Origin of the sequence: Rhodococcus sp. IEGM 1307, assembly GCF_030056915.1 — a bacterium.
GTDB classification, from domain to species: domain Bacteria; phylum Actinomycetota; class Actinomycetes; order Mycobacteriales; family Mycobacteriaceae; genus Rhodococcus_F; species Rhodococcus_F opacus_D.
Genome location: NZ_JASHKW010000004.1, coordinates 355303 through 377370, shown reverse-complemented (window position 1 = coordinate 377370; position 22068 = coordinate 355303). Strand labels below are relative to the sequence as shown.

Below are 22068 nucleotides of genomic sequence, written 5' to 3'. Positions count from 1 at the left end.
GTCAGGCTACCGGCCTTGGTCAACGGCACCGCACACGCTCGTTACTCTTGACACCATGACGTCGCACAAGAGCCCCCAGACTATGAAGCCCGCCACCGCGGCGAAGAAGCTGGGTGTGTACCTCGAGGCCACCCCCGCGGAGTTCCAGGAGGGTCTCGTCTCCCGCGACGAGCTGAGTGCACTGCAGAGCGACCCGCCGGAGTGGCTGCTCGAGCTGCGCCGCAGCGGCCCGCACCCGCGGCCGGTGGTCGCGGCGAAGCTGGGGGTGTCCATCGCGGGCCTCGCCCGGGGCGGCGTCACCGAGGCGCTCACCACCGAGCAGATCGACGCGCTCATGGCGGATCGTCCCGAATGGCTGCAGCAGGAACGCGCCACCCAGGCCGAGGTCCGCAAGGAGACCGTCCGCATCAAGGAGAAGAACGCGGCGCGGCGGGATCAGCCCCGCAGGCCGCGTTCCTGACCGCTACCCCTCGACGATGCTGAGCTCGTCGAAGATCACTTCGCCGGCCGCGTCGGACTCGGGAAGGTCGACGACCGCCGTCAACGCCCACCCGTGATCGCCCTGCGGGTCCTCGAGGACCTGCCGCACCCGCCACAGCTCGGGCGCGGTCTCCACCTGGAACAGCTGGGGGCCGCGTGCCGAGGGGCCGGTGCCGAGGGAGTCGTATTCGTCGAAGTACGGCTGGAGCTGGTCCTCCCACTCGTCGGCGTCGATGCCGTCGTCGAGTCCCTCCAGTTCGGCCCACCGCCGCCGCGACGCGAGTTCGATACGCCGGAACATGGCGTTGCGCACCATCACCCGGAATGCTCGCGTATTCGCCGAGATCGGGCGCGGCACATCGGCGCCGAACGCGACCTGCTGGTCGTCTCCCTCGGCGCCGGGGTCGGTGAGGGATTCCCATTCGTCGAGCAGGCTGGAATCGACCTGGCGGATCAGCTCGCCCAGCCACTCGATGAGGTCGTCCAGCTCCTCCGTCCGGGCCTCGGTCGGAACGGTCTGGCGCAGGGCTCGATACGCGTCCGCGAGATACCGCAGTACGAGCCCCTCCGAACGGGCCAGACCGTAGTGGCTGACCATTTCGGCGAACGTCATCGCCCGCTCGACCATGTCGCGCACGACCGACTTGGGCGACAGCGCGAACTCCGTGATCCACGGGTGCCCACCGCGATACATCTCGAACGCTGGGAACAGCAGGTCTGCGAGAGGCTTGGGCCAGGTGACCTCCTCGAGCAGTTCCATGCGTTCCTCGTACTCGATCCCGTCGGCCTTCATCTGCGCGACCGCCTCACCGCGGGCGAAGTGCTGCTGCGCCATGAGGACCTGCCGCGGGTCGTCGAGGGTCGACTCGATCACCGACACCACATCCAGTGCATAGGAATCGGATTCGACGTCGAGGAGTTCGAGGGCGGCCAGGGCGAACGGGGACAGTGGCTGATTGAGCGCGAAGTCCCGCTGGAGTTCCATCGTCAGCCGGGCCATGCGGCCGTCGGCGTCGGGTTCGTCGAGTCTCTGCACCACCCCGGCGTCGATCAGCCCGCGGTACAACGACAACGCCTTGAGGATGTGCTTGCGCTGTGCGGGCCGCGACTCGTGGTTGTCCTCGAGGAGGTGCCGCATGGATTCGAAGCAGTTGCCCGGTCGCGCGATCACGTTGAGCAGCATGGAGTTCGACACGGAGAACCGGGAGACAAGCGGTTCGGGTGACGCGGCGACGAGGCGATCGAACGTGGCCTCGCTCCACGACACGAAGCCGTCCGGCGCCTTCTTGCGCTGCACCTTCCGGCGCTTCTTCGGGTCGTCTCCCGCCTTGGCGAGTGCACGCAGATTCTCGACCTCGTGTTCGGGGGCCTGCACGACCACGGTGCCCAGGGTGTCGTAGCCGGCGCGTCCCGCGCGTCCCGCGATCTGGTGGAACTCGCGGGCACGGAGGTGCCGCGTGCGGGTGCCGTCGAACTTGGTCAGCCCCGTGAGGAGCACGGTGCGGATGGGCACGTTGATTCCTACACCGAGCGTGTCGGTGCCGCAGATGACCTTCAGCAGACCGTCCTGTGCCAGCTTCTCGATGAGGCGGCGGTACTTCGGCAGCATGCCCGCGTGGTGGACGCCGATACCGTGCCGGACGAGGCGCGAGAGGGTCTTGCCGAATCCGGTGGTGAACCGGAAGCCGCCGAGCGCTTCGGCGATGGCGTCCTTCTCCTCGCGCGAACAAAAGTTGACGCTGGTCAGGGCTTGCGCGCGTTCCAGGGCGGCGGCCTGGGTGAAGTGGACCACGTAGACCGGGGCCTGATTGGTGGTCACCAGTTCCTCGATCGTCTCGCTCACGGGTGTCGTGGCGTACGAGAACATGAGGGGAACGGGACGCTCGGTGCCCGCCACCACGGTGGTGGGCCGGCCGGTCCGGCGGGTGAGGTCGGACGAGAAGAAGTCGACCTCACCGAGGGTGGCCGACATGAGCAGAAACTGGGCGTGGGGGAGTTCGACCAGGGGGACCTGCCACGCCCAGCCCCGGTCGGGCTCGGAGTAGAAGTGGAACTCGTCCATCACGACCTGACCGATGTCGGAGTCGGGGCCCTCGCGCAGTGCGAGGTTCGCGACGATCTCGGCGGTCGCGCAGATGATCGGCGCCCGTGAGTTGACGGCGGCGTCGCCGGTCATCATGCCGACGTTCTCCGCGCCGAATACCTCGCACAGAGCGAAGAACTTTTCGCTGACAAGGGCTTTGATCGGGGCCGTGTAGAAGGTGCGCTTGCCGGTGGCCATGGCGTAGAAGTGGGCGCCGACCGCCACCATCGACTTGCCGGATCCGGTGGGCGTCGCCAGGATCACGTTGGCCCCGGACACCAGCTCCATCACGGATTCTTCCTGGGCGGGGTAGAGCGTCAGACCCCGTTCTTCGGTCCAGGAGGTGAAGGCGTCGAAAACGGAATCGGAATCCGCGTTCTCGGGGAGCAGGTCGGAGAGAAGCACTGCTACAGGCTAGCCGGAACGCGGTGCGCCGCTGCCGGGCCTACGTTGCGCTGCGTTCGTCCGATCCCATCGCGTCCAGAACCGCCATCCGGGTGGACGCGCTGCCGGTGATGGTGCTCTCACCGACGCCGGTGACGAGCATCTGCCGCCACTTCGCTTCGTCGAACTGCAGGGGATGAGTGACGGACAGGAACTTCTCGATGGTGCGCAGGAACCGCATCGGGTCGTCGCGGAACGGGAAATGGCCTGCGCCGCGGAAGATCTCGAGGTGTGATCCGGGCATCGCCGCGTGTGCGAGGTGGGCGTGGCTCACCGGGATGACGGCGTCCTGATCGCCCCAGATGAGCTGCACCGGGAGGTTCTCGGTCAGATAACATCGGTCGAGCATGGTGACGACCTGGCCGCGCCAGTCGACGACCGCGCGCAGGGTGCGCAGATACGCCTCGTAGGCGGTGGGGTCGTACAGCTCCGCGAGCACACGTACCAGGTCGGGTGTGTCGTGCAGCATCGCACCGGGACGCAACCGCGTTCCGTTCAGCTGGCTCAACACGTTGCCCACCAGACGCACGGTGGGCATGGCGCCGGGAATGCGCAGCAGTTTCAGCGCCTCGTTGACCACCGGAACCGACGCGAGCCGGAGCAGCGGGTGAACGTCCTTGGTGACGCCGCCGGCCGAGACCAGGACGAGCCGGTCGACCATCTGCGGGAACTGGTAGGAGAACTGCATCGCGACACCGCCGCCGAGGGAGTGGCCGACGACGGTGACCTTGTCGATGCCCAGGGTGGAGAGCAGGTCGCGCATGCCGTTGGCGTACGCCGCGACCGAGTAATCGGCCCGCGGCTTGTCGGAGCGTCCGTGGCCCAGCAGATCGGGGGCGATGACGGTGTAGTTTTTGGCGAGGTGCGGGATAATTTCGGTCCAGGTGGACGAGTTGTCGCCGATGCCGTGGATCAGCAGAAGTGCGGGACCCTCGCCTGCCATGCGGAACGCGCGGCGGTAGCCGTGGATCGTGCGGAACATCATGCGGGTTTCGGCGTTCGGAACGGGCCTGAGCTTACGAATGCGAGTGTCGCTCATGTCGCCTCCTGAACTAGGTGCACTCCCGAATGTTGACAGCTCAATCATCCGCTTCATCTCGACGCTATTGCACCGCTCTCGGCCGAACAACTGGACCGTGCGGTCGCACAGTGTCCGCGTGGCGACCGCACAACAGCTCCTCGGTCACGCCCCGCCCGGTGATCCCCCCTCCTCGTCGGAGTCGCCGCCCTCGCCGTCCTGCAGGGCCTGTTCGGCGAGGAAACGCTCGAATTCTGCACCGAGTTCGTCACCACTCGGCAGGTCTTCTTCGCTGGCCAGGAGCGTGGACTGCTGTTCTTGAGCCGTTACGTACGCATCGTACTGGCGTTCCAGGGCGTGGACGACGGTTTGTACCTCCTCGTTACCCGCGATGTGCTCGTCGACCTGTTCGCGGACGCGTGCGGCGGCCTCGCCGAGCGCGGCCAGCGGCAGGTCCAGGTCGGTGACGTCACTCACATTCTCGAGGAGGGTCTCGGCGGCGCCCGGATAGTCCGTCTGAGCCAGGTAATGGGGGACGTGAACCGAGAACCCGACCGACTCGTGCCCGTGCTGCGCCATCCGCAACTCGATCAGCGAGGACGCGCTGCCGGGAACCTGCAGTTCGCCGGACCAGCGCTGGTGATCCTTGATCAGGTCCTTGTTGGTGGAATGCGCGGTCACCCCGAGCGGGCGGGTGTGCGGGATGGCCATCGGAATGGCATTGATGCCCACGGTCCGGCGCACACCGAGCTGCTCGGCCAGCAGGCGGACCGCCGTGGTGAACCGCTCCCAGCGCAGGTCGGGCTCCATGCCGGCCAGCAGCAGGAACGGGGTGCCCGCCGTGTCCTTCAGCGCATACAGGTTCAGCTCGGGCTGGTCGTAGTCCGAGAAGTGATCGGCCTTGAACGTCATGGTGGGCCGCCGTGAGCGGTAATCGACGAGTTCGTCGACCGCGAAGGAGGCGACCAGCTCGCTCTCCAGGCTCTCCCGGAGATGCGTCGTGGCGAGTTTGACGGCGTGGCCTGCGTCGGAGAAGCCCTCGAGTCCGTGGATCAGTACAGGTCCCTGGCCGTCCGCGGAGGACAGCTGCGGTGCCGGGAACTCCAGCTCGTACATCTTCGACTGTTCGTCCATTACAGACCTCTTCTCCTTCGTGCCTGGCCTCCAGTGTCCCCTATCGTCTCCGGCATCGATACGTCGGACTTTGCTCTCGGAGGTCCTGCTCTGGGGGAACACGGCGTGGGCGACCGATAATTCCCGCCTGCGGCGTTCCGGTGTTCGCCCACAGCGAGATCCCGCGCACGGTCTGTGGCAATGTGAGGAACGGCACGGTCCCAGACGGACGAGATCCTGGAGGTGCGCGATGTCGGCACGGGTACGAAGATGTGCGGACCGGGTTCGACGATCGGCGGTCGCGTCGTGAGCGTGCGCATCGACCGGGTGGTCACCTCCGGCACCTTCAGTCTCGACGGGGGCACCTGGGACGTCGACAACAATGTGTGGATCGTCGGCGACGACACCGAGGTGGTGGTGATCGACGCCGCCCACACCGCCGCCCCGATCGTCGAGGCTGTCGGCGGCAGGCACGTGAGGGCCATCGTCTGCACACACGGCCACAACGACCACGTCACCGTGGCGCCCGAACTGTCCACGGCGCTGGACGCCCCGATCTACCTCCATGCTGCCGACGACGTGTTGTGGCGGCAGACTCACCCCGCCGTCGCCTACACGCCGATCGAGGACGGGCAGCAGATCGCCGTGGCCGGGACCGACGTCCGCGTGCTCCACACGCCCGGCCACTCGCCCGGCTCCTGCTGCCTGTTTCTGCCGGAGGCGGGGGAGTTGTTCAGTGGCGACACCCTGTTCTCGGGCGGTCCGGGAGCCACCGGGCGCTCCTACTCGGACTTCCCGACGATCATCGGGTCCATCCGCGACCGTTTGTTCGCGTTGCCGCCGTCGACGACGGTCCGCACCGGGCACGGCGACGGAACCACCATCGGGACCGAATCCCCGCACCTGGAGGAGTGGATCGCCCGCGGCAGCTGAGCCGCAGCCTCCCCGCTGTCGGCGCGCCGGCGTGGCAGAGTGGCGGAAAAGGCTCCCCGGGGTGGGAGCACCACACATCCGACACGGGAGGTCGACGGTGAGGTCTCGGCGCACAGCGGTACGGACGGCCATGGTTGTCCCGGTGGTCTCGCTGGCCGCGGTGACGATTCTCTCCGGATGTTCCTCGACGGTCGTCGGTGACGCGCAGCCGAGCACGACGATCGCGGCGGGGTCGCCGTCGGGCAAGGGACTGTCGAAGCTTCTGGTGGATCCGGCCGACTTCCCGGCCCGATACGAGGCGATCGTGCTGCCCGCCCAGGCCGTGTCGATGGCGGCACCCGACCTGACGGGCGTACCGCAGGGCGCGGTGGTCGACCCCGCGGACTGCGCGCCGCCCGCGCAGGACTACGGACCGACCGGCACCGTCATGGCGGTGGGCACGGACAACGCGAGCCGTTCGACGATCTCGGTCGAGCTCACCAGAACCGATACGCTCCTCGACGAACTGGCGGCGCAGACGAAGAAGTGCGGTGAGGTCACCGTGACGGACAGTGGGGCCGAGTCCACCGTCACCACCGAGGTCACACCTGCCCCTCCCGTCCGGGCCGACGACACCCTCGCGCTCCGGCGGACTGTCAAGTCCGGTAACGGGAGCGACAAGGTCACCCAGTCGATGGTCACGTTGATCGCGCAGGTGGGCGACGTGCGGGTGTCTGCGACCTTCATGTCGTTCGGCGACGCGAAGGCCGATACCGTCGCGCTCGACGAGTTGTTCACCGCCGCGGTGCAGAAGGTGCAGAACAGCTGAGCGCGCCCTAGCACAGGGGTCCGACGACTTCTCGGTCGCTCGGCGCGTCCGTGCGGCGCGGCGACCCGGTTGTCCACAACCGACGGCCCATCCACAGCCCTCTGTGTTTCCCCAGTTCGCCCGCCCGCGCCGTCGCGTCGACCCGTCAGAGTCTGGTGCATGACGACACCCGCATTCCCGCACGGTTCCGGATTCTCCGACGATCCCGGCGGGGGACCGCCCCCGCACCAGCACACCGTCACGCTGTCCGCCCCGGGCGACCTTCTCGCCTCGGTGCCCGCACTGCTCGGATTCCGGCCTGCCCGGTCGATCGTGGCGGTGTGCCTGTCCGGGGAGCGCAACCCGTCGGTCGGAGCCGTCATGAGACACGACCTCGTCCTCAGCGGCGGCGACGTGCCGACCCCGCCGATGTACGCGGCATTGGGTCAGTTCGCCACCGTCTGCGAGAGGGAGCAGGCCACCGGGGTGCTCCTGGTGCTCGTCGACGACCGCTTCACCGACCCGGCCTCGATCTCCCTGGACGAGCTGTCCGCGATCGTCGAGGAATTCGAGGAACTCCTCGACTTCACGTCGGCCGAACTTCTCGACGTGTTCGTCACGGCGGAGATCGCCGCCGGCCGCGAATGGTTCAGCCTCCTCGGCGGCGGTGGGTGCGGAGTCCAGTCCGATCCGACGTCGTCGCGGGTCGCGCTCGCGCGGGTCGTCGAGGGCAGGGCCATCCGCTCTTCGCGCGAGGAACTGGAAGCCACGATCGAGGTGGGCCCGGTGCTCGAACGGATGCAGATCGCCGCCCTCATCGAACGTGGTCGTCAATCATCGCTTCTGCGAAGGGAATTGGCTGGACGGTCGGCCACGCCGGAGCGTGGTCACCGTCTCGAGCTCGAACTGGTGCTGACGCACGTCGCGCGGGTGTCGTCCGGGGAGCGGCTCCTCGCGCCGGAGTACGCGGAACTCGCGCTCGCACTGGACAATGTCACCGTCCGGGACAGCGCGCTCGCTCTGGCCGTCGGCCCGTACGCCGACGACGCGGAGCAACTGTGGATTCTCCTCGCCCGCAACCTCCCGGACCCGGAACGCGCGAACGCGGCGGCGCTGCTCGGATACAGCGCTTATCTTCGTGGCGACGGGCCGTTCGCCGGCATCGCGCTGGCCGCCGCACTGGACTCGGAGCCGGGGCACGTACTGGCCACCCTGCTCGACGGTGCACTGCACTCAGGACTCCGGCCGACCGAGGTGCGGGGCCTGGCCGACGTCGGTTACGAGCGAGCCGAAGCGATCGGTGTCGTGCTGCCCCGCTAAATCGCGGACCGCGCCGGCGTCACCGACGTGCCGCGTGCGACCGGTCGCCCAGCTCCTGCAGGTAGGCCCAGGCGTCGGCGACGATCTCGTCGAGGTCGGTGTGCTCCGGCCGCCATCCGAGTTCCGCGATCGCCCGATCACTCGACGCCACCAGCACGGCGGGATCGCCTGCCCGGCGCGGTGCGTCCTCGACCGCGATGGGAAGCCCGGTGACCCGCGCGCACGCCGAGATGACTTCGCGCACACTGAAACCCGCACCGCTGCCGAGATTGTAGATGCGGTGCCTGCCCTCGATCGACGACTCCAGTGCCAGCACGTGCGCCTCGGCGAGGTCGAGCACATGGATGTAGTCGCGGATCGCCGTGCCGTCCGGAGTCGGCCAGTCGGTTCCGAAGATCGAGATCTTCTCCCGCTGACCGAGCGCCACCTGGAGCACGAGAGGAATCAAATGCGTTTCGACGACCCGGTTCTCGCCGGCCGACTTGTACGCTCCCGCGACATTGAAGTACCGCAGGCTGGTCGCCGCGAGCGAATGAGCCACCGAATACGACGTGATGGCATGGTCGATCGCGAGTTTCGTCGCCCCGTACGGATTGGTGGGACGGGTTGGATCGGCCTCCGTGATCGGCGAGTGCTCGGGCTCGCCGTAGGTCGCGGCGGTCGACGAGAACACGAGTTTCCGCGTCCCCGAATGCCGCATGGCCTCCAGAAGTTCGAGCGTGGTGACGACGTTGCCGCGCCAGTACTTCTCCGGGTACTGGACGGACTCGCCGACGAGCGACTGCGCCGCGAAGTGCAGGACGCCGTCGAAGCGGGGTGTGCCGCTCGTGCCGAGCACGTCCGACACCACCTCCGCGACGTCGCCCTCGACGAACTCGGCACCGAGCGGCACCGCGTCGGCGTTACCCGTGGACAGGTCGTCGATGATGACGACCTCGTGCCCGCGTTCGAGCAGGACCGTGCTGCAGACGCTGCCGACATAGCCGGCGCCGCCGGTGACCAGAAGTTTCATCGACTATCCCTGAACCTGCTTCACCTGGACGGCGTGTGCCATCTCCTCGGACAGATCGAACCCGCTGTGGCCGGGCACCGTGATGGTGACCGAACCGGGCTTGGTCTCGACGGTGACGCGCGCGTCCGGGACGACACCCGCCTCGCGCAGCTGTCCGATGACGTCCGGATCAGACTGCACGTGCTCAGCGAGACGCCGGACGACGACAGCGGTCGGCTTGCCGGGCGGCACGTCCGTGAGCCGGATGAGCGTCTCGGGGGCGTCCACCGGGCGGTCCAGCCCGAGCAGCGCGAGCCCCGGAATCGGGTTGCCGTACGGCGAGGTAGTGGGGTTGTTGAGCACCTCTACGAGGCGCCGCTCGACTTCCTCGCTCATGACGTGCTCCCACCGGCACGCCTCCGCATGGACCTCTTCCCATTTGAGGCCGATGACATCGACCAGCAGTCGTTCGGCGAGGCGGTGCTTCCGCATCACCGACACCGCGAGTTCGCGGCCCTTCTCCGTCAGTTCCAGGTGGCGGTCACCGGCGACCAGGAGGAGACCGTCACGCTCCATCCGGGCGACGGTCTGGCTGACCGTCGGACCGCTCTGCTCGAGTCGTTCGGCAATACGTGCTCGAAGTGGGACGACGCCCTCTTCTTCCAAGTCATAGATCGTCCGGAGGTACATCTCCGTGGTGTCGACCAGATCCTTCACACTCACACCCCTTCGTCTCGGTTGATTCTACCGGTGATTGCCCGCCACCGGCGCCGTCCGTCCCCGCAGCGCGTCGGTGCCGGTCGTGCCGGGGTCTGCTCGCACCCTCCGCGGGGGACCAGTAGCGTGAGTTCATGACCGCGTCGTTCAGTTCCGGGGAGGATTCGGCTGCACTGGTATCGCACCGTGCAGTCGTGTGGAGTCCGGACTATCTCAGTTATCGGTGGAGTGCGGACCACCCGATGAATCCCACCCGGCTCGAGCTGACCATGTCGCTCGCCCGCAGCCTCGGGATTCTGGAGGGCGTCGAACTGTTGCGGCCCGCCGCCGCCTCGGACGCGGATCTGTTGCGGATCCACACTCCCGCGTACGTCGAAGCAGTCAAACAGGCCGGGCACTCGGCGACGTCGGGCGTGCTCGGTGCGGACGCCCCGCACGGGCTCGGCACCGAGGACAATCCGGTCTTCCCCCAGATGCACGAGGCGAGCGCGATCCTCGCGGGCGGTTCCCTCGCCGCGGCGCAGGAGATCGCAGCGGGACGCACACGCCGGGCCGTGAGCATCGGCGGCGGCATGCACCACGCGATGCCCGACTGGGCCTCCGGCTTCTGTGTGTACAACGATGTCGCCATTGCGATCTCCTGGCTGCTGGACCACGGGTTCGACCGGATCGCCTACATCGACGTCGACGCGCACCACGGTGACGGGGTGCAGCACGCGTTCGCGCACGACCCACGCGTCCTCACGATCTCGCTCCACCAGCATCCGGCGACGCTCTGGCCCAACACGGGATGGTCGAGCGAGGTCGGCGAGGGATCGGGGGAGGGCACCGCCGTCAACCTCCCCGTGCTCCCCGGGACCGTCGATGCGTTGTGGCTGCGCGGTTTCCACGCCGTCGTGCCGGGCGCCCTCGCGTCGTTCCGGCCACAGATCGTGATCAGTCAGTGCGGTGTCGACAGCCACCGCGAAGATCCGCTGGCCGACCTGGCGCTGACGGTCGACGGCCAGCGGGCCGCGTTCCTCGCCATGCGCGATCTCGCCGACCGCTACGCCGAAGGACGCTGGCTCGCCGTCGGCGGCGGCGGTTACGGCCTCGTCCGGGTGGTCCCGCGCGCGTGGACCCACCTCATCGCCGCGGCGCTCGACCGCGAGATCGACACGGGCCGTGCCGTACCCGAGGCCTGGCAGGAACGCGCGCACGCGCTCGCGCCCAGCGTGGACCTGCCGGACACGATGGGCGACGGCGGCGAGGTCGACTACCTGCCCTGGGACGGTCCCGGTGGCACACCGGAAACCGGGGTCCCGTCGATCGACCGCGCCCTGACGCGGATCGACTCGGCCGTCATCGCCACTCGCCGCGCCTGCTTCCCCCTACTCGGACTCGACCCGGAGGATCCCCGTGACTGAGCCGACGCACGGCAGCGAGACCACCGGCGGCGCCGAGGCGTCGAACAGCGCCGAGACGTCGGGTAGCGCCGGGGCGGCGGTCACGACCGAGGCGAAGGGGACCCCCGACGCAGCGCACAACTACCCGCGGCACTGGGTCGCCGACGTGCTCGCGGCGGACGGCGGGGCAGTGGCGTTGCGGCCGATCGTCCCCGAGGACGCGGACAAACTCGTCGCGTTCCACTCGAAGCTCTCCGAACGCACCCGCTATCTCCGGTATTTCGGCCCCTACCCGACCATGTCGCAACGGGACATCGTTCACTTCACCACGGTCGATCACCACGACCGGGTGGCGTTCGTGGTGCTGCTCGGGGACGAGATCATCGCCGTCGGCCGATACGAGCGACTCATCGGTGAGGGGGACGGCAAGTCCGCCGAGGTGGCGTTCGTCGTCGCGGACGCGCATCAGGGCCGCGGACTCGGGCCCATTCTGCTCGAGCATCTCGCCGCGGCGGCCGCGGAGAACGGCCTGACCATGTTCGTCGCCGAGGTCCTCGCGGAGAACCGGAACATGGTGACGGTCTTCCGTGAGGCGGGCTATCAGGTGAGCCGCAGCTTCGAGGGCGGAGTGCTCAAGCTCGAGTTCGCGATCGACCCCACCGAAGCGATGGTGTCCGTGCGCAATTCCCGCGAGCGGGCCGCCGAGGCGCGCAGCATGCGGAACGTGCTCAGTCCACGGTCGGTCGCGGTGATCGGCGCGTCCACCGACCGCGCGAAGGTCGGCAACGCCGTGCTGACCAACCTGCTGCGGGCGGGATTCACCGGCCCGGTGTATCCGGTCAACGCCGAGCACCGTTCGGTCCACGGTGTGCGCGCGTACCCGTCGGTCCGCGACATCCCCGACGAGGTGGATCTCGCCGTCGTCGCGGTACCCGCTGAATCGATCAATGCCGTCCTCGACGACTGCCTGGTCAAGGGGGTGAAGGCCCTCGTCGTCGTGTCTTCGGGATTCAGTGAAACCGGCATGGACGGACGGCAATCCGAACGTCGCCTCGTCCACGCCGCCCGCGCGCACGGGATGCGGCTGATCGGGCCCAACGCGCTCGGCGTGGCCAACAACGACAGCGAAGTCTCGTTGAACGCCACCCTCGCGCCGGTGCTGCCGAGCCCCGGTAACGTCGGATTCTTCTGCCAGTCCGGCGCACTCGGCATCGCCATCCTCGACGAGGCCGCACGGAGCCGCATCGGATTGTCCGCCTTCGTCTCCGCGGGCAACCGCGCCGACGTCTCCGGTAACGACCTCCTGCAGTACTGGGATTCGGATCCGGCCACCGAGGTGGTGCTGCTGTATCTGGAGAGCTTCGGCAATCCCCGCAAGTTCTCGCGCATCGCGCGCCGGGTGGCGCGGAACAAGCCGATCGTCGCGGTCAAGAGTGGCAGGCACGCCGTCCCGCCCGCATTGGCGGCCAGCGGTGGCGAGATGGACGATTCGATCGTCCGTGCCCTCTTCGAGCAGGCCGGTGTGGTGCAGGTCGGGTCGATCTCCCAGCTGTTCGACTGTGCGCTGCTGTTCGGGTATCAGCCGCTGCCCGCGGGCCCCCGGCTCGCCGTGGTCGGAAACTCCACCGCGCTCGGTGTGCTCGCCGCGGATGCGGCGCGCAGTGAGGGTCTGCAGGTCGGCGACCCCGTCGACCTCGGTCCGCAGGCCGGTCCCGAGGAGTTCGCGGCGGCCGTGCGGACGGCGCTCACGTCCTTCGACGTCGATTCGGTGATCGCCGTGTTCGTCCCGCCGGTCGCCGTTCCGGTCGAACCCTATGCCCAGGCGCTGCGGGAGGCGGTGCGGGAAGCCGACAAGCCCGTCCTCACGACGTTCCTCGCGGCGGAGGGTGTGCCCGACGTCCTGGCGGTCCGGGGTGAGGACGGGCACCCGACACGCGGTTCGGTTCCCTCCTATCCCGGTCCGGAGCGCGCGGCGCTGGCGCTGGCGCGCGCGTGGCGGTACTCGGCGTGGAAGAGTAAACCGTCCTCGAAAGTGGTGCGCCCCAACGGGATCGATCCGGAGCGGGCGAAAGCGATGATCGACGGCTGGCTCGCGGCGTCGTCCGGACGCTGGCTGTCGGACTTCGAGGCATCGCAACTCCTCGCGTGCTACGGCGTGAACGTCGTGGAATTCCGTTCCGCCACCACCGAAGACGAGGCCGTGCAGGCCGCCGAGGAGTTGGGATACCCGGTCGCGGTGAAGGCGACGGGGGAGCAGTGGCGGCACCGGCCGGACCTCGGTGGCGTCCGCCTCGATCTGGTCGGACCCGATTCGGTGCGCTGGGCCTACCGCGACCTCGCCGCCGCGTCCGGTGAACCGCTACTCCACGTGCAGCGGATGGCCACCAAGGGAATCGGCTGTGTGGTGGGCGTGCAGGACGACCCGTCGTTCGGTTCGCTCATCTCGTTCGGACTTGCCGGCGTGATCTCCGACCTCCTCGGCGACCGCGCCTACCGGGTGCTGCCCCTCACCGAAGACGCCGCAACGGAACTGATCGACGCACCGAAAGCGGCGCCGCTGCTGTCCGGCTACCGGAGTGCGGTACCGGTGAACAAATCGGCTCTCGTCGACCTCGTGCAGCGGATCTCCGCCCTCGCCGACGACCTCCCGGAGGTACGGGAACTGGCCTGCGAACCCGTGCTCGCGTCGGCCGAAGGCGCGCAGATCACCGATTCGCGCGTGCGGATCGGCCCGGAACCCAGCGTCGCCGACCTCGGCCCCCGCCGCCTGCGCTGACCGGTCACCCGGTCCCGCAGACAGCGCAACGCCGGTGCCGGTCGCGTACGACCGGCACCGGCGCTGATACCGGGTGGGAGACTCTCGTCAGCTGGCGTAGGAGCGCAACCGCTCGGCGCGGTCGCCCTGACGCAGCTTGCCCATCACTTCGCGCTCGATCTGACGGACACGCTCACGGGAGAGCCCGAAGAGCTTGCCGATCTGGTCGAGAGTGCGCGGCTGACCGTCGTCCAGACCGTAACGGAGGCGGATGACCTGCTGCTCACGCTCGTCGAGGGTGGCCAGCACGCTGCGCACGTCGCTGTGCAGGAGACCCGCGATCACGGCGTTCTCCGCCGACGTGGCCTCGGAATCCTCGATGAAGTCGCCCAGGGGAGCTTCCTCGTCGTTACCGACCGGCATGTCGAGGCTCACCGGGTCGCGGCTGTGGTCGAGGAGATCCGCGATCTTGTGCGCCGGGATGCCCGACTCCTCGGCCAGCTCGTCGTCCGTCGCCTCACGCCCGAGCTGCTGATGCAGCTCACGCTTGATACGGGCCAGCTTGTTGACCTGCTCGACGAGGTGCACTGGGAGCCGGATCGTCCGGCTCTGGTCGGCCATGCCGCGGGTGATCGCCTGACGAATCCACCAGGTGGCATACGTCGAGAACTTGAACCCCTTCGCGTAGTCGAACTTCTCCATCGCGCGGATCAGACCCAGGTTGCCCTCCTGGATGAGGTCCAGCAGCGGCATTCCGCGTCCGGTGTACCGCTTCGCGAGCGAGACGACGAGCCGCAGGTTGGCCTCGAGGAGGTGCGCTCGGGCGGACTGTCCTTCACGGACGACCGTCGCGAGGTCGCGCTTCTTGGCGGGGGAGAGTCGCTTCCCGGTCTCCAGGATGTGCGCGGCGTACAGCCCAGCCTCGATTCGCTTGGACAGTTCTACCTCGTCTGCGGCCGTCAGCAGAGCCGTGCGGCCGATTCCGTTCAGGTAGACGCGGACCAGGTCGGCAGCGGGGCTCTGGGCGTCCAGATCGGCAGCGCTGGGGCGAATGCGAGTAGTGGTGCTGGGGCTTGTCATGACTTGCCTCCTCATCGGTGGTGTCTCATATGGATCAACGCACCGAAGGCCTGGGAAAGTTCCCGGCCGGTAATTTGCGAAGAGGCTGTGACCTGCGGGTTCCTCGATTCGGTCCTGAGAAGTTGCTGAGAACACGTATAAGGGGGACGGATCGGGAACCCGACGGCTACGCGGGAAGCACGAGTCCGTGCCGGACGAGGGCGTGCACGAGTGGCACGGCCGACTGCGCGAGGTCCTCGGCGTCGACGCCGTGGGCGGCGGCGAGAAGCTCGATCAGTTCGCCCAGCACGAGGCCGTCACCGCGCATGCCCGCGACGAGCGACGCGACGAGATCGTCGATCTCGTGCTGCCACGCCGGGCCGTTCCCGCGGTGCAACCGGGCGACCACCTGGGTCCATCCCTCGTCGCCGGGCAGGAACACCCGCTCCAGGGCGGTGCTCTCCTCCACGCGGAAACGTGCGGTGAGCACGTCGTGCTCGCGCAGCCACGCCACCCGCTCGAAGTACGCGAGCGCCTCCGCGCCCAAGGGGTCGCTGAAGCCGTGGGTGAGATCCTCCGCCATCAGATCGGTGGGTGCGTCGGTCCGGCGCAGGTAGACGAACCCGAAGCCGACCCCCTCGACGTTCGCGCTCGCGAGGTGATCCAGCCAGTCCTCGGCAATAGTCGCGGTGGCCGGGTCCCGGGTGTCGAGGCCGCCGTCCCGCATCCAGGTGCCGACGTACAGGGCCGGGTCCGCGACATCCCGCTGAACCACCCACGCGTCGATCCCGTGGGCGGGAAGCCAGGAGGCCACCCGGGCCCGCCAGTCCTCGCCCTCGACGTGGATCCACGACGCCAGCAGCGCCGCCGTGCCGCCGGGCGCGAGGTAGTCCGCCACGCGGGAGATCATCAGTTCACTCGCGCCGTCGAGGTCGAGTCCGGAGTCGCGGTAGGTGTGACCCACCCGGGCGCGGCTGACGACGAACGGCGGATTTGCCACCACCTGATCGAACGTGCGGCCCTCGACCGGCTCGAACCACGAGCCGGCGAGCAGTTCCACCTGCTCCTCGTTGAGCGCCGCGGTGACTGCCGCCAGTTCGACGGCACGGACATTCAGGTCCGTGGCCGTGACCGAGTCGGCGTAGGACGTGCCGTGCAGGGCCTGGATGCCGCAGCCGGTCCCGACGTCGAGCAGTGTCCCGACCGGCGCGGTCGGGGTGGCCTGCAGCAGCGACAGCGACGCGTGTCCGACGCCGATGACATGGTCGACGGGAGTCTCGCGGGGGCGGAGGGAGCCGTCGAGGTCGGAGAGCACCCAGCGGTTGCCCCCGCCGATGTCCATCGGACGGAGGTCGAGGGCCGCGCGGACGACGTCGCCGTCGGATTCGAGCAGGCCTGCTGCCACAGCATCCTCGACCGGGAGCGGGGAGAGCGCCGCGGCCACCTCGCCGACGGGACAGTCGTCGGTGAGCAGGAACAGGCGGATCAGGCTGCCGAGTTCGCCGCAGCCGGCGCTGGCGCGGCGCACCGGGACCGGCTCGTTGCGGCTCAACGCCGCATGGACCTCGGGGCCCAGCGCATCGAGCAGGGTGTCCGTGTCGTACCGGTTGCGGCGGAGGGCCTCACGCAGAGAGGGGCAGATCGACAGCAGCTCGTCACGGTTCACCCGTGCATTGTTGCAGCACGCCCGACTGCGTCAGCCCTCGATCGTGTGGTGCGGCGGCGCGGGCAGGGCGGTGGACGGCGACTCGCGGTGGTCGTACCGGCTGGGCTCGTCCTTGCTGCGCGGCGGGCGGTCGTTGGCGATGAGAACCGCGATCCACGGCAGCGGGATCGACACACCGATGATCGCCATCGAGATCCACGGGTTCTCCCAGATGCCGTACGCCACCGCCGCGAAGATCAGCGCGGGGAACCGGAAGGACATGATGAGCAGGTACTTGCGGACACGGGCGCGATGTTGATCCTCGATGGATCGCGCCGCCTCGGTGATGAGAACCGGATTGCTCGGGGAGCCGGCGTCGTGGGACCCACCGAACCCTGCACTTCGTGCCATGACTCCACTGTTCCACTGTCGGGCGGCAAATGCACACAGGGGGTGGGTTCGTCGGCCGGTTGCGGCATTATTGAGGGGTGAGCACTCAAACCAAGGAACGGCCCGACGTCACCACCGACGAGTCGACCGATGACGACACTCCCAAATTCTTCCACTACGTCAAGAAGAACAAGATCGCGGAGAGCGCCGTCATGGGCACTCACGTCGTCGCGTTGTGCGGCGAAGTGTTTCCGGTGACGAAGTCCGCGAAACCGGGATCGCCGGTCTGCCCCGACTGCAAGAAGATCTACGAAGGATTACGCAAGGGCGACTGAGGCTTCACCGGCGCTCGTCGCACACCCGGTGGCTCGGGGGATTCTCGTACCGGGCCGTCGGGCTCGTCGTCGTTCCCGGGCTCCGGCTCGGCCTCATCCGGACGGGCCCGGTCGCCGACGACCTTGATCGGACCGGTGGCGATGCGACGTGTGAGGCTGGTCACCGGACCCGTCGACGGCGAACTCTCGGCCTGTGCGGCGATCCAATCCCGCATCTGGTCGATGCGCGTCGCGCGGGCGGGCCAGAACTCCTGGACGGTGGCGTTGAACTCGGCACCGAGCACCACCGCGAACCCCAGGAAGAACGTGAACAGCAGGAACGCGATCGGCGTGGCCAGCGCCCCGTATGTGTACCCGGTTCCGGCCACCCAGGAGAGGTAGCGGCGCAGGCAGGTGCTCGCTCCGAGGAAGAACACCCCCGCGACGAGCGCGCCGCCGAGCAGCCGGTGCCAGGGCAGCGACCGGGGGAGCGCCACCTTGTACAGCGTCGTCAGGCCGACGATGAGCAACAGACCCACGCCGGGGTAGTAGAACGTGTCGACGATCTCCGTCCCGATCGTGCGCCACGCCTCCGGGAGCACCCTGCCGACGAGCGTCGGACCCAGCGCGACCAGCGGCAGGGTGAAGACGGCGAGGATCAGGAACATCACGTAGAGCAGCAACGCGAACACGCGCTGCCACACCGGGTGCCGCGCCTCCTGCTGGCCGTGGGCCTCGACGATCGAGTCCACGAACGTGGAAATGGCGGACGAGCCGGCCCACAGGGACAGCAGGAAGCTCAGTGACACGATCTCGGGACGTCCGCGTTCGAGTACGTCGCCGACCGTCGGGCGGATGATCTGTTCGACGACGCTGTCGCTGAACACCGTCCCGCTGAAGTTGATGATCTTCGACTGGATGATGTCGACGGTGTCGGGCCCGAACCAGCCGCCGACGTAGCCGAGCATTCCGAGGAGCCCCAGCAGGAGCGGGGGCAGCGACAGCGTCTGCCAGAACGCCGCCGTGGCCGCCTTTCCGAAGATGGAATCGTCCCAGGCCTTGCTCGCTGTGCGACCGATCACGCTCAGTGTGCGACGTAGCGGATGCCACCCGGACCGGGGTGGGTCACCGCCACTCTGCGGCGTTGTCGAGGGTGTTTCGGTCATGATGTTTCCAGCATCCCTGACGACACGCCCGGTTGCCCACCGCTGCTGTCCTCGTGTCGCGACAAATCTGTCACTATCGGATGTCGCGAATGCGGTTCGCGTCGGATCCGGACGCTAGGCTCCTTGACGGACAGCGCCTTCGGGTGTGGACCCGGACATGTCGATCGAATACCGAGGAGTGCGAGCAAACAGTGCCATGCCAGCGGAGGGCAGCCCGTGAGTGCTGAGACAGTGGGCTCCCAGTCGGCGCCGAGAGTGGAAACCGAGGCCGCGCAGATCGTGGGCACCGAGGCCTACCTCGCACAGACGGAACCGGCCAGACCCGCAGGATCCCTGCGTGCCTGGCAGCGTCGTGCGCTGACGAAGTATCTGTCCACCGGACCGCAGGACTTCCTAGCGGTCGCGACGCCGGGCGCCGGTAAGACCACGTTCGCGCTGCGGGTCGCGTCGGAGTTGCTGCGCGATCGCACCGTCGATCAGGTGACCGTGGTCGCGCCGACCGAGCACCTCAAGCACCAGTGGGCCGAGTCCGCCGCGCGCAACGGCATCGCGCTGGACTCGTACTTCTCGAACTCGACCGGGCAGACGTCCAGCGACTACCAGGGTGTCGTGGTGACGTACGCGCAGGTCGCCTCGCACCCGTTCAAACACCGGGTCCGTACCGAGAGCCGCCGCACGCTGGTCATCCTCGACGAGATCCACCACGGTGGTGACGCGAAGAGCTGGGGTGACGCCATCCGGGAGGCGTTCGGTGACGCCACCCGCCGCCTCGCCCTGACCGGTACGCCGTTCCGCAGCGACGACAGTGCGATCCCGTTCGTGACGTACGAGCCCGATCGCGAGGGTCTGATGCGCTCGAAGGCGGATCACTCCTACGGGTACTCGGACGCCCTCGCCGACGGCGTCGTCCGGCCCGTCGTGTTTCTCGCGTACTCCGGCGAGGCACGCTGGAGGAACAACGCGGGCGAGGAGTTCTCCGCGCGACTCGGTGAGCCGCTCAGCGCGGAACAGACGGCCCGGGCGTGGCGAACGGCCCTGGATCCGTCGGGCGACTGGATTCCCGCGGTCCTGCACGCCGCAGACACCCGGCTCGGCCAGCTGCGCACGGGCGGCATGCCCGACGCCGGAGGTCTGGTCATCGCCACCGACCAGACCGTGGCCCGCGCGTACGCGCAGACCCTGAAGGCGGTCACCGGGGAAGACCCGGTCGTGGTGCTCTCCGACGACCCGACGGCGTCCAAGCGGATCGCCGAGTTCGGGGCGAGCACCCAGAAGTGGATGGTCGCCGTCCGCATGGTGTCGGAAGGCGTCGACGTTCCCCGCCTGGCCGTCGGTGTGTACGCCACCAGTGCGTCCACCCCGCTCTATTTCGCGCAGGCGATCGGGCGTTTCGTGCGGTCCCGCCGCAAGGGCGAGACCGCGAGCGTGTTCCTCCCGTCGGTTCCGGTGCTGCTCGATCTGGCCAGCCAGCTCGAGGCGCAGCGCGACCACGTGCTCGGCAAGCCGCACCGGGAGAAGGACGGCTTCGATGACGATCTTCTCGCCGACGCGAACAAGCAGAAGGACGAGCTCGGCGAGGAGGAGAAGGCGTTCACCTCGCTCGGCGCGGACGCTGAGCTCGATCAGGTGATCTACGACGGTTCGTCCTTCGGGACGGCCACGTTCTCGGGTTCGGACGAGGAGGCCGACTACCTGGGTCTGCCCGGGCTGCTTGACGCCGATCAGATGCGCGCGCTGCTGCGTCAGCGTCAGTCGGAGCAGCTGGACAAGGCGGAGCCGGCACCCGCGCCCGTGCACACGCCCGTGCCCCAGGTCGCGGACCGGGTGGCTGCCGCCGGACAGCTCGCGCAGCTGCGCCGGGAACTGAACAGTCTCGTCGCGATGCACCACCACAGGACGGGCAAGCCGCACGGCACCATCCACGGCGAACTGCGCCGCGTCTGCGGGGGACCGCCCACGGCGATCGCCACCGTCGAGCAGCTCACCGAGCGGATCTCGACCCTGCGACAGTGGTGACCGCCGTCACCCGGTGACGCGAACGTGAAGAGACCGGCGAGTGCATCGCACTCGCCGGTCTCTGTGCTGAAGAGGTGAGCCTGGGACGGGTCACCCGGGCTGACGTATCAGATTGCAGCTTCGGCTTCGGACACGATCGTGGCGTTCATCTCGCGAAGGCGGTCTGCGTGCTCGTTGGCGTGGTGACCGCAGAAGAGCAACTCTCCTCCGGTCGGAAGAACCGCGCGAACGCGGGCTCCCGCACCGCACCGGTCGCACCGGTCGGCTGCGGTCAACGGGGGGCTGGTCAGTGTTCCGGGCATGACTCCTCCGTACTGGCTTCGACTGATGCCGAGTGCCTGGGGCCTTGGTCCGCCGCGTCGGGGGTGGCGCGGTGGATCTACTCTGTCAGACGTTTGGGGTTTACGCGTTGTTCCCGTCGGCGTTTCTCAGTGTTGCATCACACACGAAACCCCCCGGAAACGCCCAGTCAGGGACGTGACGAGCGCAGATGTGAACAGACCGCGCGGTCCGAGTTCGCTGACAGCTGATTCGTTTTCGGGCGTGACGCTAGTCTCACCGTGTGAAATCCGAAGACCAGCTGGTCCACATCTGCAGCCGCGGGGAATGGCGCACCGCGGAACGCGAAGGCAGTCGAGTGCCCGCGACGTTCGCCGCGGACGGTTTCGTGCACCTCTCGACGCCGGCCCAGGTGCATCTGCCCGCCAACAGGTTGTTCGCCGGGCGTACGGACCTCGTCCTGCTGAGGCTCGACCCCGCCGCGCTCGGTGCGCCGGTGAAGTGGGAGCCGGGCGTGCCGGCCGATCCGGCGTCGATGCTGTTCCCACACCTGTACGGGACGCTGCCCGTCACGGCGGTCACCGCGGTCGAGGATTACCGCCCCGACGCCGACGGAACGTTCCCGGCCCGGCACTGACGCGAGCCTTGCGCGGTTGGTCACACCGATCGGTCTACCGTGGAGGCATGAACGTTGAAGTGACGCCACTACCGGGTATCGGGGTGCGTAAGGACTTCGAACTCGCCGCCGGTCGCCGCATCGGTGTCATCACCCATCGCGACGGTCGCACCGATCTGATCGTCTCGAAGGCCGACGATCCCGATGCGTGCGCTGCGTCGGTGCCGCTCACCACCGAGGAGGCGGCAGTCCTCAGCAACCTGCTGGGGGCGCCGCAACTGGTGGCGCAGCTGGAGGAGGAGCACCGGGACCTGCCCGGAATCCGCACCAAGCAGCTGTACATCAAGGAGGACTCCCGGTTCGACGGCCGTCCGCTCGGCGACACGGCGATGCGCACCCGCACCGGGGTCTCGATCGTCGCGGTCATGCGGGCCGGTCAGGTGTACCCGTCACCGAAGCCCGACTTCCTGCTCACCTCGGGCGACCTCCTGGTCGCTGTCGGAACCACAGACGGACTGGACGCGTCGGCCAAGCTCCTGGCCAACGGCTGACATTCC

The 22068-nt window shown here is 68.3% G+C and carries 20 protein-coding genes; 10 read left to right on the top strand and 10 right to left on the bottom strand.

The genetic code is table 11. From position 1 onward, the window contains the following. Positions 1-55 precede the first annotated feature (55 nt). Complete coding sequence (locus QM841_RS10450) at positions 56-460, top strand: DUF5997 family protein (protein WP_283331917.1); 405 nt, start codon at positions 56-58, stop codon at positions 458-460. A 3-nt stretch (positions 461-463) separates the two neighbouring features. Here QM841_RS10450 and QM841_RS10445 read toward each other — a convergent pair whose 3' ends face one another. From QM841_RS10445 to QM841_RS10435, 3 genes are all read right to left on the bottom strand, one after another. Further along, on the bottom strand, positions 464-2968 hold the full coding sequence (locus tag QM841_RS10445; protein ID WP_283331916.1) for a DEAD/DEAH box helicase: 2505 nt from the start codon (positions 2966-2968) through the stop codon (positions 464-466). A 40-nt stretch (positions 2969-3008) separates the two neighbouring features. After that, positions 3009-4046, bottom strand: coding sequence for an alpha/beta fold hydrolase (locus QM841_RS10440; RefSeq protein WP_005240793.1), 1038 nt, complete (start codon positions 4044-4046; stop codon positions 3009-3011). A 144-nt stretch (positions 4047-4190) separates the two neighbouring features. Further along, positions 4191-5159, bottom strand: coding sequence for a proteasome assembly chaperone family protein (locus QM841_RS10435; RefSeq protein WP_105414577.1), 969 nt, complete (start codon positions 5157-5159; stop codon positions 4191-4193). A gap of 285 nt (positions 5160-5444) precedes the next feature. On the opposite strand from QM841_RS10435, the gene QM841_RS10430 reads away from it, so the two are divergent. From QM841_RS10430 to QM841_RS10420, 3 genes are all read left to right on the top strand, one after another. Beyond that, positions 5445-6071, top strand: coding sequence for an MBL fold metallo-hydrolase (locus QM841_RS10430; RefSeq protein ID WP_283331915.1), 627 nt, complete (start codon positions 5445-5447; stop codon positions 6069-6071). Between the two features lie 142 nt (positions 6072-6213). Further along, positions 6214-6879 carry a DUF5642 family protein gene (locus QM841_RS10425; protein ID WP_283331970.1) on the top strand — a complete coding sequence of 222 codons (666 nt, stop codon included), beginning with the start codon at positions 6214-6216 and terminating at the stop codon, positions 6877-6879. A 159-nt stretch (positions 6880-7038) separates the two neighbouring features. Next, complete coding sequence (locus QM841_RS10420) at positions 7039-8178, top strand: DUF4192 domain-containing protein (protein WP_283331914.1); 1140 nt, start codon at positions 7039-7041, stop codon at positions 8176-8178. A gap of 19 nt (positions 8179-8197) precedes the next feature. On the opposite strand, the gene galE is transcribed toward QM841_RS10420, so the two are convergent. Next, positions 8198-9190, bottom strand: coding sequence for a UDP-glucose 4-epimerase GalE (gene galE / locus QM841_RS10415; protein ID WP_005261105.1), 993 nt, complete (start codon positions 9188-9190; stop codon positions 8198-8200). A gap of 3 nt (positions 9191-9193) precedes the next feature. Then, complete coding sequence (locus tag QM841_RS10410; protein ID WP_005240804.1) at positions 9194-9886, bottom strand: iron-dependent transcriptional repressor DtxR; 693 nt, start codon at positions 9884-9886, stop codon at positions 9194-9196. Between the two features lie 134 nt (positions 9887-10020). On the opposite strand from QM841_RS10410, the gene QM841_RS10405 reads away from it, so the two are divergent. After that, positions 10021-11292, top strand: coding sequence for an acetoin utilization protein AcuC (locus QM841_RS10405; protein ID WP_280783307.1), 1272 nt, complete (start codon positions 10021-10023; stop codon positions 11290-11292). Further along, positions 11285-14047 carry a bifunctional acetate--CoA ligase family protein/GNAT family N-acetyltransferase gene (locus QM841_RS10400; protein ID WP_280783308.1) on the top strand — a complete coding sequence of 921 codons (2763 nt, stop codon included), beginning with the start codon at positions 11285-11287 and terminating at the stop codon, positions 14045-14047. The genes QM841_RS10405 and QM841_RS10400 overlap by 8 nt, the downstream gene beginning before the upstream one ends. Before the next feature lie 87 nt (positions 14048-14134). Here the strand turns inward: QM841_RS10400 and QM841_RS10395 are convergent, their stop codons facing one another. From QM841_RS10395 to QM841_RS10385, 3 genes are all read right to left on the bottom strand, one after another. Continuing rightward, on the bottom strand, positions 14135-15106 hold the full coding sequence (locus tag QM841_RS10395) for a sigma-70 family RNA polymerase sigma factor (RefSeq protein WP_005261102.1): 972 nt from the start codon (positions 15104-15106) through the stop codon (positions 14135-14137). 166 nt (positions 15107-15272) lie between these two features. After that, on the bottom strand, positions 15273-16751 hold the full coding sequence (locus QM841_RS10390; protein ID WP_283331913.1) for a DUF7782 domain-containing protein: 1479 nt from the start codon (positions 16749-16751) through the stop codon (positions 15273-15275). A 30-nt stretch (positions 16752-16781) separates the two neighbouring features. Next, on the bottom strand, positions 16782-17141 hold the full coding sequence (locus tag QM841_RS10385; RefSeq protein WP_009480070.1) for a DUF3099 domain-containing protein: 360 nt from the start codon (positions 17139-17141) through the stop codon (positions 16782-16784). Positions 17142-17218: 77 nt separating this feature from the next. Here QM841_RS10385 and QM841_RS10380 point away from each other — a divergent pair, with 77 nt between their 5' ends. Then, complete coding sequence (locus QM841_RS10380) at positions 17219-17455, top strand: DUF3039 domain-containing protein (RefSeq protein WP_005240826.1); 237 nt, start codon at positions 17219-17221, stop codon at positions 17453-17455. Here QM841_RS10380 and QM841_RS10375 read toward each other — a convergent pair. After that, a complete protein-coding gene (locus QM841_RS10375) occupies positions 17428-18600 on the bottom strand; it encodes a YihY/virulence factor BrkB family protein (RefSeq protein WP_283331912.1) in 1173 nt (390 codons plus the stop codon). The two genes, QM841_RS10380 and QM841_RS10375, sit on opposite strands and share 28 nt — an antisense overlap. A gap of 255 nt (positions 18601-18855) precedes the next feature. Here QM841_RS10375 and QM841_RS10370 point away from each other — a divergent pair, with 255 nt between their 5' ends. Continuing rightward, entirely contained in the window at positions 18856-20616 is a 1761-nt protein-coding gene (locus tag QM841_RS10370; protein WP_009480072.1) for a DEAD/DEAH box helicase, read from the top strand. Positions 20617-20723: 107 nt separating this feature from the next. On the opposite strand, the gene QM841_RS10365 is transcribed toward QM841_RS10370, so the two are convergent. Then, positions 20724-20918 (bottom strand): DUF7455 domain-containing protein, encoded by a 195-nt coding sequence (locus tag QM841_RS10365; protein ID WP_005240831.1) that lies wholly within the window; start codon positions 20916-20918, stop codon positions 20724-20726. A 260-nt stretch (positions 20919-21178) separates the two neighbouring features. On the opposite strand from QM841_RS10365, the gene QM841_RS10360 reads away from it, so the two are divergent. Next, positions 21179-21532 (top strand): DUF952 domain-containing protein, encoded by a 354-nt coding sequence (locus QM841_RS10360; RefSeq protein WP_283331911.1) that lies wholly within the window; start codon positions 21179-21181, stop codon positions 21530-21532. A 47-nt stretch (positions 21533-21579) separates the two neighbouring features. Then, positions 21580-22062 carry a cation:proton antiporter regulatory subunit gene (locus QM841_RS10355; RefSeq protein WP_005240833.1) on the top strand — a complete coding sequence of 161 codons (483 nt, stop codon included), beginning with the start codon at positions 21580-21582 and terminating at the stop codon, positions 22060-22062. Positions 22063-22068: the final 6 nt, after the last annotated feature.

Bases quoted from the DNA above. Each gene is read 5' to 3' on its own strand.
- QM841_RS10450 (WP_283331917.1), top strand. From the start codon at position 56: ATGACGTCGCACAAGAGCCCCCAGACTATGAAGCCCGCCACCGCGGCG.
- QM841_RS10440 (WP_005240793.1), bottom strand. From the start codon at position 4,046: ATGAGCGACACTCGCATTCGTAAGCTCAGGCCCGTTCCGAACGCCGAA.
- QM841_RS10435 (WP_105414577.1), bottom strand. From the start codon at position 5,159: ATGGACGAACAGTCGAAGATGTACGAGCTGGAGTTCCCGGCACCGCAG.
- QM841_RS10420 (WP_283331914.1), top strand. From the start codon at position 7,039: ATGACGACACCCGCATTCCCGCACGGTTCCGGATTCTCCGACGATCCC.
- galE (WP_005261105.1), bottom strand. From the start codon at position 9,190: ATGAAACTTCTGGTCACCGGCGGCGCCGGCTATGTCGGCAGCGTCTGC.
- QM841_RS10405 (WP_280783307.1), top strand. From the start codon at position 10,021: ATGACCGCGTCGTTCAGTTCCGGGGAGGATTCGGCTGCACTGGTATCG.
- QM841_RS10395 (WP_005261102.1), bottom strand. From the start codon at position 15,106: ATGACAAGCCCCAGCACCACTACTCGCATTCGCCCCAGCGCTGCCGAT.
- QM841_RS10385 (WP_009480070.1), bottom strand. From the start codon at position 17,141: ATGGCACGAAGTGCAGGGTTCGGTGGGTCCCACGACGCCGGCTCCCCG.
- QM841_RS10375 (WP_283331912.1), bottom strand. From the start codon at position 18,600: ATGACCGAAACACCCTCGACAACGCCGCAGAGTGGCGGTGACCCACCC.
- QM841_RS10365 (WP_005240831.1), bottom strand. From the start codon at position 20,918: ATGCCCGGAACACTGACCAGCCCCCCGTTGACCGCAGCCGACCGGTGC.
- QM841_RS10355 (WP_005240833.1), top strand. From the start codon at position 21,580: ATGAACGTTGAAGTGACGCCACTACCGGGTATCGGGGTGCGTAAGGAC.